Origin of the sequence: Paenibacillus sp. ClWae2A (assembly GCF_032452295.1) — a bacterium.
Classification (GTDB): domain Bacteria; phylum Bacillota; class Bacilli; order Paenibacillales; family Paenibacillaceae; genus Paenibacillus.
The window spans coordinates 17,858-36,718 of sequence record NZ_JAULSQ010000021.1 but is presented as its reverse complement, the minus strand read 5'-3'; the positions used below and the strand labels follow the sequence as shown (position 1 = coordinate 36,718).

Here is an 18,861-nt window from a genome sequence, read left to right as displayed (position 1 = left end):
ACAATTCATGGCGATAGGTGACGATATATTATAAATATGTATTATTTTGAGGAGTGGGACACATGGAAGACACACGGGGGAATATGTTGGGGAAATTGAAGTTAACGATTCGAGGCAAGTTACTGGCTGGTTTTCTGGCAGTCGTGATTCTGCTGGTTTTTGTAAGCGTCTATTCGTTAGTCCAGATTCATGTTATGTCTGGCAAGGCGAATGAAGTGGATCAGACCTGGATGCCGAGTGTAAGCCTGCTGGGTAAGATGAATGGCGATGTTTCGGATGTAGAGCGTTTGGCGCTTGCAGTTATCGTTGAACAGAACGAAGACGAATCAGCTAAGCTGAATGAAGCGTTACAACTGCTGCTTACCAAGATTGAAGATGAGCGCAAACAATTGCAAACGTATTTTGCAGGCAACGAAGCAGCACTTAAGCTGTATAATGAGGATTTCAGTACGAATTATGAAGCCTATCTCGCAAAAATGCCTGGATTCATCGACTTGGGTCTGGACAACGATTATGCGGGGGCAAGCAGACTTCATACTGAGGCTTATCCGATGTGGTATACGGCAAACGACGCACTTGTCAAGTTAATTACGTTGGGCAATGAAGGATCGGAAGCCGCAACGGGTGATTCTGTTGCATTGGCAGGGAATACATTTAATGTGATTTTGGTAGTGACAATATTTGCATTCCTGGTCGCGATATTCATTGCATTCTTCATTGCTAGCATTATCTCACGCCCAATCCAAAAGATGAATTCAGCTGCCATGGCAATAGCAAGTGGTGATCTGACAGGTGAGAAAATTGTGCTCAAGAATAAGGATGAATTAGGAACGTTGGCTAATTCCTTTAATACCATGACGGGTAATCTGCGCGAGATGATTGAATCGGTATCGATGACTTCCGAACAGGTAGCCGCTTCATCGGAGGAGCTTCTTGCAAGTGCGGAGCAGAATACCCAAGCTTCGGAACAGATTTCCCAGACGGTCGAGGAACTGGCTGTAGGTACGTCTGATCAAGTTGATATTGTGAAGCGCTCTTCACAGGCGATGAATGAGATGGCTCTGGGATCGGAGCAGATTGCCGAGCTTGCTCAGAGTGTATCCGTATCTGCTGTGGATGCGGCGAATCAATCTTCCGAAGGAAACATGATTATTCAGCAAGCAGTTGAACAGATGGGTTCTGTTCGAAATTCCATTGCTTCACTTACTGAATTGGTTACAGGGCTTGGGGAACGTTCAGCAGAGATTGGAACCATTACCGAGGTAATCAACAACATCGCCCGGCAGACCAATCTGCTTGCACTGAATGCAGCCATTGAAGCCGCACGAGCAGGAGAGCATGGACGTGGTTTCGCCGTAGTTGCGGGAGAAGTGCGTAAGCTGGCAGAGGAATCTTCCACATCTGCGCAAAGAATTACGGATCTCGTTCAATTGATTCAGAAAGATACGGATCATGCTGTTCAGGCAGTTAAAGTGAACAGCAGTGAGACGGAATCAGGAATCGAGATGGTTACTGCGGCAGGACAAGCGTTCGAGCAGATCTCGGATGCGGTCAACAAAGTAGCGGGTGAAATCCAGGAAGTATCTGCAGGTTCAGAGGAAATGTCGGCGAGTACAACTGAGGTTGTAGGATATGTAAGTCAAATCTCCAACATTGCCGGAGAAGCAGCGGGCGGGGTTCATAATGTATCTGCCGCAACTCAGGAGCAGTTGGCTTCCATGGAAGAGATTGCATCATCCGCAGGTTCATTATCCAAAATGGCCGAAGAACTGCAGGAGCAGATTAACAAGTTCAAAGTGTAACCATTCAGATGTTCTGAGATGTTCTGATACCTAAAGTGTAGAGGAACATACAGACCGGATGGTCAGAAATACCATTTAATCTGTGGTGCTGATTACAGCAAAAGCGAGAAGCTGTTTCTCTAACGCGTATATGCGTTAGAGAAACAGCTTTTTTTGTCGCATGACGCAGAGCAGGTCACAACAATGTTATTTCAGAAGTCACCAACGCTTATATAGCTAGTGAAACAAACAGCTATAATGGTAATTAATGGTGTAACTTACACTGAAATACACCATGGGGAGGAGCGATATAAACTTGTAGTCCAGAGTAATGCATACGGAATATTGATGAAGAGGAGATGAATAGTTGAACATGAAGGGGAGCTGGTGGAGACGAGTCGCTATGATCGCGTTATCGGCAGGACTACTGGCAGGGAGTTTATCGATGGGCACAGGAATTCGTAAGGCGGATGCGGCCGCCGGAAATCAGAACTATGCTGAAGCGCTGCAAAAGGCCATTTACTTCTATGAAGCACAGCGTTCGGGCCCGTTGCCAGCGAGTAATCGGGTCGAATGGCGTGGTAATTCGGGGATGCAGGATGGTGCTGATGTAGGTGTTGATCTGACCGGAGGATGGTATGATGCCGGAGATCACGTAAAGTTTGGTTTTCCGATGGCTGCTTCCGCTACGATGCTTGCCTGGTCTGTCGTGGAATACAGCGACGGATATGAACAGGCCGGACAACTGGAGGAGATCAAGGATAATATCCGATGGGCGACCGACTATTTCATGAAAGCGCATACTAAACCTAATGAATTATGGGGACAAGTCGGGGCCGGCAATACCGACCATGCCTGGTGGGGACCCGCAGAAGTCATGCAGATGAACCGTCCGTCGTTCAAGATTGATGCTTCATGCCCGGGCAGCGATCTGGCGGCAGAAACGGCCGCAGCGCTGGCAGCGTCATCGATTGTATTTGCAGATGATGATCCGGCATATTCGGCCAGACTGCTCCAACATGCAAAAGAGCTGTATAACTTCGCAGATACATATCGGGGGAAATACACCGATTGTATCACTGATGCTGCGGCGTTTTATAACTCGTGGTCAGGATACGAGGATGAATTGGCATGGGGCGGAGCATGGCTTTATTTAGCTACTAATGATAGCGCTTACTTGTCCAAAGCCATTGCGGCTTCAGATCGGTGGTCTGCCAGCGGTGGTTCTGCAAACTGGCCCTATACATGGACACAGGGCTGGGATAACAAAAATTATGGTGCCCAGATCCTGCTTGCCCGGATTACGTCCAGTTTGAACATGCCGGAGGCGACGAGATTTATTCAGTCGACTGAGCGCAATCTGGATTATTGGACGGTTGGAGTCAATGGGACACGAGTCAAGTATACGCCAGGAGGTCTGGCGTGGCTGGATCAGTGGGGCTCGCTCCGATATGCAGCGAATGCATCCTTTATTTCTTTTGTATACTCCGACTGGGTCAGTGATCCTGTGAAAAAATCAAGATATCAGGATTTCGCTGTCTCACAGATGAATTATATTCTGGGCGATAATCCGCGCCAGAGCAGTTATGTGGTCGGATATGGGCAAAATGCACCTCAACATCCGCATCATCGGACCGCTCACAGTTCATGGCTGAATAACGAAGATATCCCGGCTAACCATCGCCACATTCTGTACGGCGCTATGGTCGGTGGCCCGGATGCATCCGATGGATATACCGATGATATCGGGGATTACGTGAGTAATGAGGTGGCAACCGATTACAATGCTGGTTTTACCGGCGCACTGGCAAAGATGAATTTGCTATTTGGTCAGAATCATCAGCCCCTTGCAAACTTCCCTACACCTGAGGTGAAGGGTGATGAGTTCTTTGTGGAGGCTGCGATTAAATCATCAGGTGCCAATTATACGGAAATCCGGGCACAGCTTAATAATCGATCCGCTTGGCCTGCCCGAATGGGAGATCAACTGTCTTTTAAGTATTTCCTGGATTTGAGTGAAGTGTATGCTGCTGGACGTACTGTATCGGACGTGCAAGTGACAGCCTCCTATACGGAGGGGGCGACGGTATCCCAACCCGTTGTGGTGAATGCAGCTCAGCATATCTATGCCATCACGGCGAACTTCGGTAATACGAAGATCTATCCAGGTGGGGAAGGAAATTATCGTAAAGAAGTACAGTTCCGCATTACAGGCCCACAGGGTGCATGGAATGCCAGCAATGATCATTCGTTCCAGACGCTGACCACGGGCACTCCTGTGAAGAGCATATACCTTCCAGTCTATGATGCAGGGGTGAAGTTGTATGGGCAGGAGCCTGGTGTTACACCAGTCACGGTTCCTGGCGCACCTGCTGGCGTGCAGGCTGTAGCGGGAAGCAGTCAGGTTAACTTGACATGGGCCGCTGTATCCGGGGCCGAATCGTATACGGTGAAGCGTTCCGAGGTGAGTGGAGGACCCTATACAACTGTTGCGACAGGGGTTAATGGATTGACCTACACAAACACGGGACTGACCAACGGGACAGCTTATTATTATGTAGTGACTGCTGTGAATTCAGCAGGTGAATCATCGGGTTCTGTACAGGTGTCGGCTACCCCGCAAGCAGCTTCGACGGTGCCGGGAGCACTGACTTTAAGTGGGACAGCTGGTAATGCGCAGTCGGTCCTGACTTGGACAGCAGCCTCGGGCGCTACTAGCTATAAGGTACAACGTTCGGTGGCAGGCGGGACATATGCAGATGTGGCAACTGGATTGTCCGTGTTGACTTACACCGATACAACAGCGCTGAATGGCACCACGTACAATTACCGGATTGCAGCCGTGAATGCGAACGGACAGACACTGTCCAATGTCCTGGCACTGACGCCTTCTGCACCTCCGGTGACGACCGGTACGCTCGAAGTGCTGTACCGCAGCGGAGGGTCCGGGAATTCAAGTAATGCGGTGACTCCGCAGTTCAACGTGAAGAATACAGGAACGGAGGCGATTGATCTCAGCACGGTGAAGGTCCGATATTATTTTACCAAGGATGGTGCGGATCAAATGACTTTCTGGTGTGATTATGCCCAGATGGGCACAGCCAATGTTGAAGGGACATTTGTCGCAGTGAATCCGGCAAAGGGTACCGCAGATACGTATCTGGAGATCAGCTTCAAGTCCGGAGCAGGCAGTTTGGCCGCTGGAGCAGAGACCGGCGTAATCCAGACACGCTTTTCCAAAAATAACTGGAGCAATTTCGATCAAAGTAATGATTATTCCTATGATGCTTCCAAGACGGCTTTTGCCGCGTGGAACAAGGTAACCGGGTATCAGGGAAACACCAAAGTATGGGGCTTGGAGCCGTAACTGGCTCAAGATCATAAGCAGAAGTGCAGCATGGGCAGACCAACAGCACTTATAGAGGTTGTTCAAAAAGTTCGCTTTTGATTACGAAGGATGCCTAGTGGCATCATCAGCATCGAATATGGAATTCAGCCGAAATAAGCGGGAGGCTTACGAAGTATGTTTCCTGAGGAAACATCGTAGTTGCTCACGTAGTTTTCCCTACGCTGCGCTACTCCATTTCTAGCTTCATCCCATCTTCTCGGTACTGAAAACCGCTCTTTTTGAACACGCGCTTATATGCAATTTCCACTATTTCAGGGAGGTATATATTAATGTTGAAATCAGCTGCGAAAAAAAGTTTAACAGCCATGCTGGCGGGAACCGTCATGTTGACCGGATACACCGGACTCTGGGCAGGGCCGCAAACAGCACATGCCGCAGATCAGGCCATCGAGATTCAGGCAGACAGCATTAATGAAGCCCGGTTTTTGCAATTGTACGATCAGTTGAAAGATCCGGCGAACGGATATTTTTCACCAGAGGGTCTACCTTATCATTCCATTGAGACCCTGCTGAGTGAGGCACCGGATTATGGTCATATGACGACGTCCGAGGCGTACAGTTACTGGCTGTGGTTGGAGACCATGTATGGTCACTACACGGGAGATTGGTCCCAATTGGAAGCAGCATGGGACAGTATGGAAAAATACATTATCCCGGTCAATGAAGGCGATGGCAAAGAAGAGCAGCCTACCATGAGTTTTTACAATCCGAATAGCCCTGCCACGTACGCAGCGGAAAAACCTTTTCCAGATCAATATCCATCGCAACTTAATGGTCAATATGCAGCGGGTAAAGATCCGATTGATGCCGAACTTAAGGCGACCTATGGCGACAATCAGACCTATCTCATGCACTGGCTGGTCGATGTGGATGACTGGTATGGATATGGCAACTTGTTGAATCCATCACATACGGCTACCTATGTGAACACGTTCCAGCGTGGGGAGCAGGAGTCTGTGTGGGAAGCCATTCCGCATCCATCCCAGGATGATAAATCTTTTGGTAAGGCTAACGAAGGCTTCATGAGCTTGTTTACAAAGGAAAATCAGGTACCGTCAGCGCAATGGCGTTACACAAACGCAACGGATGCCGATGCACGTGCTGTACAGGTGCTGTATTGGGCGAAGGAGATGGGATACAACAATCCGGAATATCTGGATAAAGCTAAGAAGATGGGGGACTATCTGCGCTATGGTATGTATGATAAATACTTCCAGAAAATCGGAAGTGCAAAGAGCGGTACACCGACTCCGGGTACAGGCAAGGATTCCAACATGTATCTCATGGCTTGGTATACGTCTTGGGGTGGTGGCTTGGGTCAAGGTGGGGATTGGGCTTGGCGCATTGGAGCGAGCCATACCCATCAGGCTTATCAAAACCCGGTTGCAGCGTATGCTTTGTCTGATCCGGCTGGCGGTTTGATTCCGAAATCAGCAACAGCGAAGGCAGATTGGAATGCTACGCTGAAACGTCAGTTGGAATTCTACACTTGGCTACAATCCCATGAAGGAGCGATCGGCGGGGGAGCAACGAACAGTCTGGATGGTTCATACAAAGCCTATCCGGCAGGCGTAAGTACATTCTATGACATGGCCTATCAAGAAGCACCAGTGTATCGTGACCCAGATTCCAACACCTGGTTTGGATTCCAGGCATGGCCGCTGGAGCGTGTAGCCGAGATGTACTATATTCTTGCGGAGAGCGGTGATTTGACCTCTGAGAACTTCCAGATGGCCAAAAAAGTAATCACGAAGTGGATCGACTGGAGTAAGGATTATGTATTTGTAGGTGAGCGTCCGGTGACGGATGCGCAAGGTTATTATCTGAATGCGGCTGGACAGCGCATTTTGGGTGGAACTAATGTTCAGGTAGCAACAACGCCGGCTCCGGGAGAGTTCTGGATTCCGGGTGGTCAGGAATGGCAGGGTCAACCGGACAAGTGGAATGGATTCAGTTCGTTTACGGAAAATCCGAACTTCCGTGTAACGACCAAAGATCCAGTGCAGGACACAGGCGTTCTGGGAAGTTACGTTAAAGCTCTGACCTTCTTCGCAGCGGGAACACAGGCAGAGAACGGCACACTTAGCGCGGAAGGCCAAGAAGCCAAGGATTTGGCCGAGGCTCTGCTGGATACAGCTTGGGATTACAATGATGGTGTGGGGATTGTTACGGAAGAAGAGCGTAAAGACTACTTCCGCTTCTTTGCCAAAGAGATCTATATCCCGGCGAACTGGTCAGGAACCTTTGGTCAAGGCAACACGATTCCAGGTACAGCAGGTGTACCTTCCGATCCGGCGAAAGGCGGCAATGGCGTATACATTGGATACTCCGATCTGCGTCCGGCCATCAAGCAAGATCCGGCATGGGTTTACCTGGATAACCTGTACAAAACGTCGTATAACCCGACCACAAAGCAGTGGGAAAACGGTGCACCTACCTTTACGTATCACCGGTTCTGGTCACAAGTGGATATGGCTACAGCGTACGGCGAGTATGATCGTCTCCTCGGAGATTCTGATAGTCCGGAAGTGGAAGTACCCGCTGCTCCTGCTGGCGTAACAGCAACGGGAGGAAGCGAGCAAGTGGTACTGAATTGGAACGCAGCCGCTGGTGCAGCCTCGTATACCGTGAAACGTGCAGAGGTGAATGGTGGTCCTTATACGTCTGTAGCAACAGGGGTCACAGGATCGACATTCACGGATACAGGTTTGACCAACGGCACAACGTATTATTATGTCATCACTGCGGTGAACGCTGTAGGTGAGTCTGCACCGTCGACACAAGCATCTGCAACACCACTCGCAGGTACCGTTGTGCCAGGCGTATTCAACCTTACTGGAACGGCTGGCGATGCCCAGGCGGTACTGACATGGACAGCATCGACTGGAGCATCAAGTTATAAGGTACAACGTTCGGTAGGCACTGGGGCATACGCTGATCTGGCAACAGGTTTGACCGCACTGACGTATACCGACGCAACGGCGGTGAATGGTACAGCTTATAATTACAGAGTCGTGGCGATTAATACGAGTGGTCAGACGAATTCAAATGTATTGGTGTTGACCCCATTGGCCCCTCCAGTTACAACGGGAACGCTTGAAGTACAATACCGTAATGGTAGTTCAGGAACTTCGGTCAATGCGATTACTCCACAATTTAATGTGAAGAATACAGGTACAACTGCTGTGGACTTGAGCAAAGTGAAGGTCCGGTATTATTTCACCAAGGATAGTGCCGCTGATCTGAGTTTCTGGTGTGATTATGCGCAGATTGGCAGTGGTAACGTGGAAGGGCATTTTGTTTCGATAGATCCGGTCAAGGGCACGGCAGATACGTATCTGGAGATTGGATTCAAATCGGGTGCTGGCAGTTTGGCCGCGGGTGCCGAGACCGGAATCATCCAGGGACGTTTCTCGAAAAACAACTGGACGAATTTTGATCAAACGAATGATTATTCCTTTGATTCCACCCAAACGGCCTTCAGTGCCTGGACAAAAGTGACAGCTTATCAGGATGGTGCCAAGGTATGGGGAATTGAACCTTAAACAGTACACAGTTGCTCAACCAGTTGTAGAGTATTGTAGAGTGATGTTACTCATCATACAGGTTAAGCCGGGGAGAAATCCCTGGCTTTTCTTTTTTTTATGGAAAAGCAAAAATGAAATATGAAATAATCTAACGGACACTGCTGATAAATCGAGCTGTATTGATGCTGGAGGCAAAAATGTGAATTCGGGGAACGGTAATCGGTAAATGAATCATAGTAATGTTTACCATATTTACGATTTTAAACATTAAAATCTAGGTCATATGGCATATGCCCTGAATGAGAAATGACCTAGCTCTTGTATCGCGGGAAAATCAAGCATATCAAATAGTTACAATAATTTAACCTTTCAAAATGAAGGGATCAGCAGTGAATTTTTCCAGTAGATCATGGACAGACCCTGATACTTAGTGCTCAAATGTGCCTATATCAATACAGGACTTTTGACTGATGAACGTTATGGATAGCCCGTTTACAATGGGGCAAGCCCGGGAGAACCAAGCCAGGTTAAAATTCTGTAACATCAGGGGGAACTCGACATCATGAACTGGAAGAAAACAATTATTACGGCAAGTGTCACAGCAACGATGCTGATGGGAAGTCTGACGACAGGAGCACTAACGGCACAGGTATCCGCAGCTGCTGTTGACAATTCACAAGTAAAAGTAATTTGGGGCGTAAACCTACGCACAACACCTTCTTCTTCTGCGAAGATTGTTCGCTTGGTCGCTAAAGGGGAAACGGTAACGGTGCTTCAGCAATCCGGTTCGGATTGGTATAAGATTAAGGATTCTGCTAACCGGACAGGCTACATATCTTCTTCATCCAAATACACACAAGCGATTAGTGGCGGCACAAGCGGATCGGGTTCGAATAGTGGTACATCGGTGACCGGCAATGCATCTGTAGAAAAAGTGATTGCGGCGGGAATGAAATATTTGGGAACACCTTATGAGTTCGGAGCCAGTCGTAACAGCACAGCTACTTTTGACTGTTCCAGCTTTGTACGTCAAGCCTTCATTGATGCACTTGGCATCAAGCTTCCAGCGGATTCCCGCAAACAGGGAGCCTATGTAAAAGCCAAGGGTACAGTTCAGACGAACTGGAAAAACCTGAAACGCGGCGATCTGATGTATTTCATGTCGTATAAAGGCAGCTCTGCATCATCGTATTCGGGCGTGAATAAATCTACCGCAACGATTACTCACACAGGAATTTACCTGGGCGACGGAAAAGTATTACATACATATTCCAACGCTGGCGGTGGTGTAACTACTAGTGATATCTCCGGCAAACACTGGGAGTATCGTTTCCTGTTTGGTGGCAGTGCGCTGTAGTATAGAACAAGAACCTTCGATATTTCGCGCATGTTCATATGAATTATGAATTATGAATACAAAACACCTTCCATTCTGCCTTTAACGGGCGAATGGAAGGTGTTTTTGTGTTATTTATTATTCAGAAAAACTCAATCCTGATAGTACAGTCGGAACAGGATATCCTGGTTGTAGTTTCCAAATCCCTCACCATATAAGGTAAGGCCGCCCACATGTTGAGCATCTTCCTCCACCGAAAGACGAAGGGTCCATTGGTTGCGTTCCACGGGGATATCTGCGAGTGTAATTTCGGATAGATGTTGTCCATCAATAAACGTACCTTCATTGGTAATTCGAAGTACCTTGAGCATGCCATATTGATTGACACTGTCACTCCACCATTCCGGGGTGAACATGCCACGTCCGTTGCCTGAATCTCCAGGGCTTGTCCATTCCCCTAATCGGATGCCATTAAGCATGAATGTAATATCCGAGGGCCAATTCGGATTAACCGAAGGTGCTTCTGATCCGATCTCGAGAGACAATTCAATGGCATTGATCTGCTGTCCGGATAAGATATAGTTTGGAATTTTGTATTCCACAAATCCACGGCCAAACCACAGAATATGGGCATGCATCCGCTCGGGGTCTAGAAAATAACGAGGGTCATCATACTGTCCGATAACATGATTGGACGTAGCCAGACCACATGTCGGATAGACGTCAAAGTGGGTGTAGTGTCCAACAGGTACAGAAACCTCGTGCAGCTTGCGGGCTGTCCCGCTTTCCTGCGGCATGGAGATGCCAATCCAGTCTACAGCAAGGCTGTTCATTTTATGTGTGCCGCCGTCTTTACGTATCATTTTGGACTGAATAATGCCTACATCCTGAAGTTTGCGGACATGCATGGTCACGATGGCACTACTCAGACCCAGTGAAGCAGCGAGGTCTTTCACATTCATGGGTGTCTCTGCAACAAGGCGGATGATCTGTAGACGGACTTCACTGGCAAGTGCTTCATATAGGGGGAGCCATTCGGCATCGGTATTTGCTCTGATCACAGTTGTTCCTCCATTTTATCTGTATAGAATTAAGTTAAACATAAATTCAGTAAAAAGAATAACATTTTGCAAAATTCAGGTTGAAATTAAGACTATAATCGATTTTAATATAAATATGAACGTTGATCCATAGAATATCAATTAATTTTTATATTAATCTTAGGGAGTTGAAATTCATTATGGAAAAAGCAAAAATGACGGTAGATAAAGATTTTACTATTGGTGTAGTGGATAAGCGCTTGTACGGATCATTTATTGAGCATCTCGGACGTGCCGTATATGGCGGGATTTATGAGCCAGGGCATCCATCAGCGAATGAACAGGGTTTCCGCACGGATGTGCTGGAGATGGTCAAGGAGTTGCACGTACCGATTGTACGTTATCCAGGAGGTAATTTTGTATCCGGTTACAATTGGGAAGATTCGGTTGGGCCTGTGTCAGAACGTAATCGCAGACTGGAACTGGCCTGGAGAACAATTGAGACCAATGAATTTGGATTCAACGAATTCGTGGACTGGGCAAAACAGGCGAATTCTGAAGTCATGATGGCCGTCAATCTGGGAACACGGGGCGCCGATGCAGCACGCAACATTGTAGAGTACAGCAACCATCCAGAAGGTTCGTATTATAGTGATCTTCGTATTAAGCATGGATACAAGCAGCCACATGCGATCAAAACATGGTGTCTGGGCAACGAGATGGATGGTCCTTGGCAGATTGGTCACAAAACGGCAGAAGAGTATGGACGTGCAGCTGTTGAAGCGGCAAAAGTCATGAAGTGGACGGACCCGACAATTGAACTGGTAGCTTGCGGAAGTTCAAACCTGAATATGCCATCATTCCCGGAATGGGAAGCAACGGTGCTGGATCATACGTATGATCATGTGGAGTATTTGTCTCTCCATCAGTACTATGGTAATCAGGAGCAAGATACGCCAACGTTCCTGGCACGCTCGCTTGAAATGGATCGTTTTATCGATACCGTAAAGGCGACTTGTGATTATATCAAAGCGAAGAAACGCAGCAAAAAGACGATGTATCTGTCCTTTGATGAGTGGAACGTATGGTATCACTCCAATGAAAATGATTCGAAGATGGACCCATGGCAGATTGCTCCGCCACAGCTGGAGGATATCTACAATCATGAGGATGCACTGCTTGTTGGATGTATGTTGATCAGTATGCTCAAACATGCGGATCGGGTTAAAATGGCATGTCTGGCACAACTCGTTAACGTAATTGCACCAATCATGACAGATACGGGTGGTGGTTCATGGAGACAGACGATCTTCTATCCATTCATGCATACTTCCCTCTTCGGGCGTGGAACAGCATTGGTGCCATTGATCCAGTCTCCAAAATACGATACAAAAGAAATCACAGATGTTCCTTATCTGGAAGCTATTGCGGTTCATAACGAAGAGCAGGGTGAAGTGACTGTATTCGCAGTTAACCGTCATCTGGAAGAATCCCTTCCGCTCGAAGTGGACCTGCGTAGCTTCGGGAAGTGTACCGTGATCGAGCATATCGTGCTGGAAAGTGATGATCTCAAAGCAGCTAATACGGCGGCACAACCAAACCGTGTTGCTCCTCATAATCGTGGGGGTGCAGTTGTATCTGATACCCTGATTACGGCGAGCTTGGCGAAAGCATCATGGAACGTAATCCGTTTGAAAGTGCAGTAATGGATTAAGAAAAAAGGAATAGGGTGACACGGTCTCGATAGCAGAAGTATCGGCCGTTGCGTAGTTCCTTTAATAGAAGGCTGGATGCGATTAATTCGTATCCAGTTTTTTTGCGTAGTCCGAATGATAAGAGTAATCAATCGACGGGAAAAGTCCGTTAAATTTTGATAATAATGCAGATTAAACTGTATAAAAAAATGACGAAAAAAGTCGATAAATATCATATGCGGTCAATCTTTCTGTGATAATACAACACCATTTACAGATGTTTACCGTGCTAATCCCTGATATTACGATCTGGGATGTAATGAGTTCGGGAGAGGTTAAATATACCAAAAAGGGAGAGCGATGCTATGGATCGAAGGTTGGTTTCTAGGTTTACTGCAATCATGATGATTGTAAGTCTGGTCATGACACTATGGGGGAAAACCCCAGTCGTGTTGGCGGCTCCTGCTGCCCCTACAGTTGTGTCCAAGGTGGAAAGTATTGAGGTCTCGGGCTTTGAGGCTGGGGCGGTGTTGAAGCTGTATACTGTACCTGGTGTTCTAAAAGACACGTCAGACGTACAGACAATAGCAGGGGTATATTTGTTTGAAGATGTCGTACCTGACGACCAGGGGTATTTTGTGACACAGACCGTAAACAATGAAGAAAGTCAGAATTCTACCTTTACCAATGCCAGTCTCCGGACACCTCAAGTGACCGGCGGAATCGAGCAAGTATCTGTCAGCAATGTGTATCCGGGTGCAACAGTAACCCTGCACAATCTGGATGGAACTATTTTTAATAGCACGCCAGAAACTCAACCGGATAACACCGTTCTTTTCAAAAATGTGACAAGTCGAGCGACGTATTACGTCGAGCAAACGATCAATGGAGTAGTCAGTGTGTCTAACTGGGTAGATGTATCTCCCAATATTCCAGGCAAGCCCATCGCTCAGGGGAAGCTCGAAAGTATTGAAGTGAGCGGGTTCACTTCTGGTGCGATCTTGAAGCTATATCGGGTGGATGGCACACTGGAGGCCACCTCTCTCTCTGTAACGGACAGTACGTATCTATTTGAATCTGTTGTGCCTAGATCGGACCTATATTACGTGAAGCAGACGGTAAATGGGGAAGAAAGCCCTAACTCGGAATTTGTCAATTCGATTCTTCGGAAACCGGAGGCAAGTGCTGATTCGACGTCGGTAACCGTGAGTAATGTGTATCCGGGAGCGACGGTTACGCTGTACAAGTTGAACGGGGATTTTGTATCAGATACGCCAAACGTTCAGCCGGATGGAACGGTTATCTTCGAAAGCCTTGCCAATCGGACTGCGTATTACGCTCAACAAACGATTAATGGCGTAACAAGTGCCATCTCCGACACGGTCGAGGTATCTCCCGTGTATCCTGCACAGCCTGTGGCTGTAGCTGGTGTGGAAAGTATCGAAGTGAGGGGGTTCACTTCTGGTGCGAACTTGAAGCTATATCGGGTGGGGGGCACGCTGGAGGCCACCGCTATTTCTGTAACAGACAGTACGTATCTATTTGAATCCGTCGTGCCTAGATCGGAATTGTATTACGTGATACAGACGGTAAATGGCGAAGATAGCCCTAACTCGGAATTTGTCAATTCGATTCTTCGGAAACCGGAGGCAAGTGCTGATTCGACGTCGGTAACTGTGAGTAATGTGTATCCGGGAGCGACGGTTACGATGTACAAGTTGAACGGGGACTTTGTATCAGATACGCCAAACGTCCAGTCGGATGGGACAGTGATCTTCGAAAGCCTTGCCAATCGGACTAGGTATTACGCTCAACAAACGATCAATGGCGTAACAAGTGCGATCTCGGATACGGTCGAGGTATCTCCGGTGTATCCTGCACGGCCGGTGGCTGTAGCTGGTATGGAAAGTATTGAAGTGAGCGGCGTCACACCTGGTGCGATCTTGAAGTTGTATCTGGTGGGTGGCACCCTGAAAGCTACTTCTGACCCTGTAGTGGGCAGTACGTACGTATTTGAGAACGTTGTGCCGGATTCCAGGGAGTACTATGTTACCCAGACTGTGAACGGTGAGCAAAGTGAGAACTCTGACTTCGTTGGGGTCAACTTGCGCAAACCCGAGGGGAGTGTTGGCATTGGCTATCTGGATGTCGGGCAAGTCTATGAGGGAGCAACAGTAACCTTATACTTGACGAACGGAACTTTTGTATCCAGTACTCCGTTGCCCCAACTGGATGGCACGCTTCGCTTTGCTGATTTGCCAGCAGGGGGCGAATATTATGTGGTGCAAAGCATCAATGGTGTTATTAGTGAAGCTACACCATGGTTGATGATTCCTTCCGTACCTTATGCCCCAACAAATGTAAAAGCGACAGCCGGAAATGGCCAAGCAACGATTACATTTAATGTTCCCGGGAAAGATGGAGGAAGTGTAATAACAGGTTATGAAGTAACTTCTACACCAGGTAATATCAAGGTTACTGGTAACTCCAGTCCAATCACTGTGACAGGATTAACCAATGGCATAAGCTATACCTTTACGCTCAAAGCAATCAATGCCGTGGGCAGCAGTGTGGTGTCCGTTCCTTCCAATGCTGTGACTCCTTCTGTACCTTCCAGTGGCGACAGTTCTGGTAATTGGGGCTCTTCCGTCGGATCTTCCTCACCACAACCTGTTTCTGCCGATGGTATCAATGTACTTATTAATGGTGTTTCGGAACAGATCGGTAATTTGATTAAAACGACTAGAAATGGACAATTGGTGAGTACGGTAGGCATTGATTCGGAAAAGTTAAAACAGAAACTGGCTGCCGAGGGAACAGGAGCAGTTGTATCCATTCGTGTGCCTTCCGGCGCGGATGTTCTGATCGGTGAACTGGATGGCCAAATGGTACAAGAGATGCAGGCAGCTCAGGCAGTGTTGAAGCTGGAGACCGAACAGGCAACATATACACTGCCTTTGAATCAGATTCAGTTGTTCTCACTTGCCAAGGATCTTGGAGATGTCTCTGGTCTGCAAGATATGAAGGTCCAGGTAGAGATTGCCAAGCTGACACAAGCAGCGACCCAAGCAGTGAGACGGGCAACGCAACAGAATAATTTTGTTGTTCAGGGTACACCGGTTGATTTTACCGTGAGAGGCCTTTATGAAGACAATTCGGTGGAAATTACCCAATTCACTGATTATGTTGAACGGACAATGATCCTTGAAGAAGGTGTAAGCAATTCCGGTATTACCACGGGTGTTGTTGTGAATGCAGACGGGACGGTTCGTCACGTTCCTACCCGGGTTGTACTTAGGGAAGGTCGCTATGAAGCCGTGATCAATAGCCTTAGCAACAGCACATATGCGCTCATTTTACATCCACTTAAATTCGGAGATGTAGTTGGTCACTGGGCGCAGGATGCGGTGGACGATATGGGCTCCCGCATGATTATTGAAGGAACGGGGAATGGCAGCTTCAGTCCAGATCAGAACATTACCCGTGCTGAGTTTGCTGCCATCGTAACCAGGGCATTAGGTGTCGCACCGAGAGCTTCGAATAGTGGGTTTACCGATGTGTCATCAGATATGTGGTATTCTGCTGCAATAGGAACAGCTCGTGATTATAACCTGATCAATGGTTATACGAACGGAACATTCCAACCGAACGAAGAGATTACACGAGAAGAAGCTATATTAATGCTTGCAAGAGCGATGGATCTCACATCATTATCTAGCCCGATATCCGATCAGAAAGCGGAGGGAATCCTTCGGTCATATGCTTCTGGGGCGAGTGTATCCTCCTGGGCGATAAAGGGTGTTGCCCAGTCGATTCAGGCAGGGATTGTATCCGGTCGAACGAGTGGAGATCTGGCATCCGGCGAGTTCATCACCCGTGCTGAAGTGACCCAGATGATATCGCGGCTACTCAAGAAGTCTGGTTTGATCTGATCATTGTTATTCAGGAGATCAGGAAATTACAAATGCAATGAAATTAAACGAAACAGACCGCAACCTCTTCGAAGAGATTGTGGTCTGTTTGGTCTATATTGTTTTATTTCTCTTCAGCTTAGCTTCCGCTTCAAAATTTAAAACTCAAAACTTTCGCCGTCACGTGGAATGAGCACCTGACCATCCAACTGCTCGGATGCCAGATAAGTCGCAAGATCCGTACGAGACATCACACAATGGTTAATCGCATCCATGTGCACAGCGATGACATGAGCAGACGGCGCATGGCGCTTCACGGCAACAACATCAGGCCCGTCCATCGTAATGGGATCACCCTCCACGAAGCGTGCACCTCCGGCATTCACGACAATAACTTCAGGCGTATATTGGCGGATGGCCTCAGCAGGTTCTTCACACCAGATGGTATCCCCGGCGATATAGGTGACAGGTTCTCCATCTGCCTCAAGTACAAAACCGGATACGTCGCCCATACGTTCACCGATTTCACCTGTGCCATGATGCCCGGATGTACGGGCGAATCGGACAGAGTGATGCTCATGTTTTTCATCTACAGCTGTTACATTCGTGAATCCGGCACCCAGAAATACATTCTCATCCCCAGGCTGGCAGATCAAAGGAATGTCTTTGCCAAGTTGTTTCGCCGCTGCTTCATCCCAGTGGTCCAGATGGGTGTGTGTCACAATCAACAGATCCGGATTCAGATAATCCGTTTCGGTTTCGGGCAAGTTCACTCTTGGATTACGTAATTCATTGGGTGTGTTCGGGAATGCAGGCATGACTTCGGCGTCCATCAGCATCGGATCAACGAGAATGTTCAGCCCTCCGTATTCCAGCCACAGTGTAGCATTGCGAATCAATTGAATTTTCATTATATTTGCACTCCTTCGAGTTGTTTAATAGTATTACCCTATATGGTATACAACCCGTTTAACGGCGTACATAACATGATGAATGGAATTAGGCCACACTAATTTCACCGTGAAAGGATTGCTGAAGCAAGATGATTGAAATGGTAGATGACACAGATATACGTATTTTGCAGATTCTGATTCAAGATGCCAAACGTTCTCACAAAGAGATCGGTGAAGAGGTTCATCTCACGGGACAGGCCGTTGGTGCAAGAGTGCGCAAGCTGCAAGATCTGGGTGTGATTGAAGGGTATACGGTAAAATGGAACCCGGAACGCCTTGGCCTAGGCCTACAGGCATTTGTCACGGTTTTCTTGAACTCCGGCGACAGACATGTTGCCTTTCGTACATTCATCGCTGATCGTAAGGACATCGTTGAAGTCCATCGCGTCAGCGGAGAAGGCTGTTATCTGATGCGGGTGCAGACCAGCACCACAGAGCAGCTTGGCCAACTGCTTGAAGCATTGCTACCTTACGGCAATTACAAAGTCAGCCTGTCCATAGGTGTAGAGAAATCACAATAACTCAGGGATGGGAAGGCAGCTTGTTCCCGTGTAGTGCACATCCTCGCACGGAACACCGTTTATTTTTCTTAACGTATTGTGACTTCCTTCGCCTTCACTTCACTTGAAGTCAGAATGCCCAAGCCTCTTCATCTGTGCCGGTACTCAACGATCCTGCTTCTGTTCTTGCAAAGTCTCCTGAAGCAAAGTCACAGCCTGATTCAGCTCTTTTTTGCTCAGCAGATGATCTGTCTGAATATGAGACCGTGTGCCGTCCTTCAAGTACAGGACGAACATGGGTGAAGCAGACAGGAGCCACTTGCTGCGGGCAGGTGAGGCGAGTTCGACTTTGCGAATCCGGCTCCATAGAATCTTCCGTTTGCCCGTGCTCAACGCATCATTATCCCAGGATAACAACACGGCAGGGGTTCTGGTTAGTCGTGAGACAAACATGAAGAATAGCGGTCCGATCAACCACATACCCAGCACGGCTGCGATGGCATAGTATATCGTCTCCAGTCTTTCGGCTTGTCCATCCACGATAATCCATAATAGGCTCACGCACAACAGAAGGAAAAGGAAGCATAGACTTCCCTTCCATAGAGCTGTGCTGCGTCGGTAATGAATCTGCTGATGGTCACGCTTGGGTGTTTCAGGTTGTTGCATAGATGCTCCTCCTAATTAACAATGCTGATCGATATGCCAAACGT

10 protein-coding genes are annotated in these 18,861 nt (G+C 47.8%); 7 read left to right on the top strand and 3 right to left on the bottom strand.

From position 1 onward, the window contains the following. The first annotated feature begins 62 nt into the window (after positions 1-62). From QVE09_RS30075 to QVE09_RS30060, 4 genes are all read left to right on the top strand, one after another. The gene (locus tag QVE09_RS30075) at positions 63-1,802 is read left to right on the top strand and encodes a methyl-accepting chemotaxis protein (protein WP_315939767.1); all 1,740 of its coding nucleotides are present in this window, start codon (positions 63-65) and stop codon (positions 1,800-1,802) included. A gap of 352 nt (positions 1,803-2,154) precedes the next feature. Continuing rightward, the gene (locus QVE09_RS30070; protein WP_315939793.1) at positions 2,155-5,148 is read left to right on the top strand and encodes a glycoside hydrolase family 9 protein; all 2,994 of its coding nucleotides are present in this window, start codon (positions 2,155-2,157) and stop codon (positions 5,146-5,148) included. A gap of 311 nt (positions 5,149-5,459) precedes the next feature. Further along, positions 5,460-8,735, top strand: a complete 3,276-nt coding sequence (locus QVE09_RS30065; protein WP_315939766.1) for a glycoside hydrolase family 48 protein — start codon at positions 5,460-5,462, stop codon at positions 8,733-8,735. A 544-nt stretch (positions 8,736-9,279) separates the two neighbouring features. Further along, the gene (locus QVE09_RS30060; RefSeq protein ID WP_074093837.1) at positions 9,280-10,074 is read left to right on the top strand and encodes a C40 family peptidase; all 795 of its coding nucleotides are present in this window, start codon (positions 9,280-9,282) and stop codon (positions 10,072-10,074) included. Between the two features lie 131 nt (positions 10,075-10,205). On the opposite strand, the gene QVE09_RS30055 is transcribed toward QVE09_RS30060, so the two are convergent. Then, positions 10,206-11,114 carry an ArsR/SmtB family transcription factor gene (locus QVE09_RS30055; RefSeq protein WP_315939765.1) on the bottom strand — a complete coding sequence of 303 codons (909 nt, stop codon included), beginning with the start codon at positions 11,112-11,114 and terminating at the stop codon, positions 10,206-10,208. A gap of 179 nt (positions 11,115-11,293) precedes the next feature. Between QVE09_RS30055 and arfA the strand changes: the two genes are divergently transcribed. Together arfA and QVE09_RS30045 are read left to right on the top strand one after the other, a co-directional pair. Further along, positions 11,294-12,799: an arabinosylfuranosidase ArfA gene (gene arfA / locus QVE09_RS30050; protein ID WP_315939764.1), complete on the top strand. Its 1,506-nt coding sequence runs from the start codon at positions 11,294-11,296 to the stop codon at positions 12,797-12,799. 353 nt (positions 12,800-13,152) lie between these two features. Then, positions 13,153-16,719, top strand: coding sequence for an S-layer homology domain-containing protein (locus tag QVE09_RS30045; RefSeq protein WP_315939763.1), 3,567 nt, complete (start codon positions 13,153-13,155; stop codon positions 16,717-16,719). Between the two features lie 137 nt (positions 16,720-16,856). Here QVE09_RS30045 and QVE09_RS30040 read toward each other — a convergent pair whose 3' ends face one another. Next, entirely contained in the window at positions 16,857-17,609 is a 753-nt protein-coding gene (locus QVE09_RS30040) for an MBL fold metallo-hydrolase (protein ID WP_315939762.1), read from the bottom strand. A gap of 131 nt (positions 17,610-17,740) precedes the next feature. On the opposite strand from QVE09_RS30040, the gene QVE09_RS30035 reads away from it, so the two are divergent. Beyond that, positions 17,741-18,172, top strand: coding sequence for an Lrp/AsnC family transcriptional regulator (locus QVE09_RS30035; RefSeq protein ID WP_315939761.1), 432 nt, complete (start codon positions 17,741-17,743; stop codon positions 18,170-18,172). A gap of 144 nt (positions 18,173-18,316) precedes the next feature. Here the strand turns inward: QVE09_RS30035 and QVE09_RS30030 are convergent, their stop codons facing one another. Next, positions 18,317-18,817 (bottom strand): hypothetical protein, encoded by a 501-nt coding sequence (locus tag QVE09_RS30030; protein ID WP_315939760.1) that lies wholly within the window; start codon positions 18,815-18,817, stop codon positions 18,317-18,319. Between the last annotated feature and the right edge of the window lie 44 nt (positions 18,818-18,861).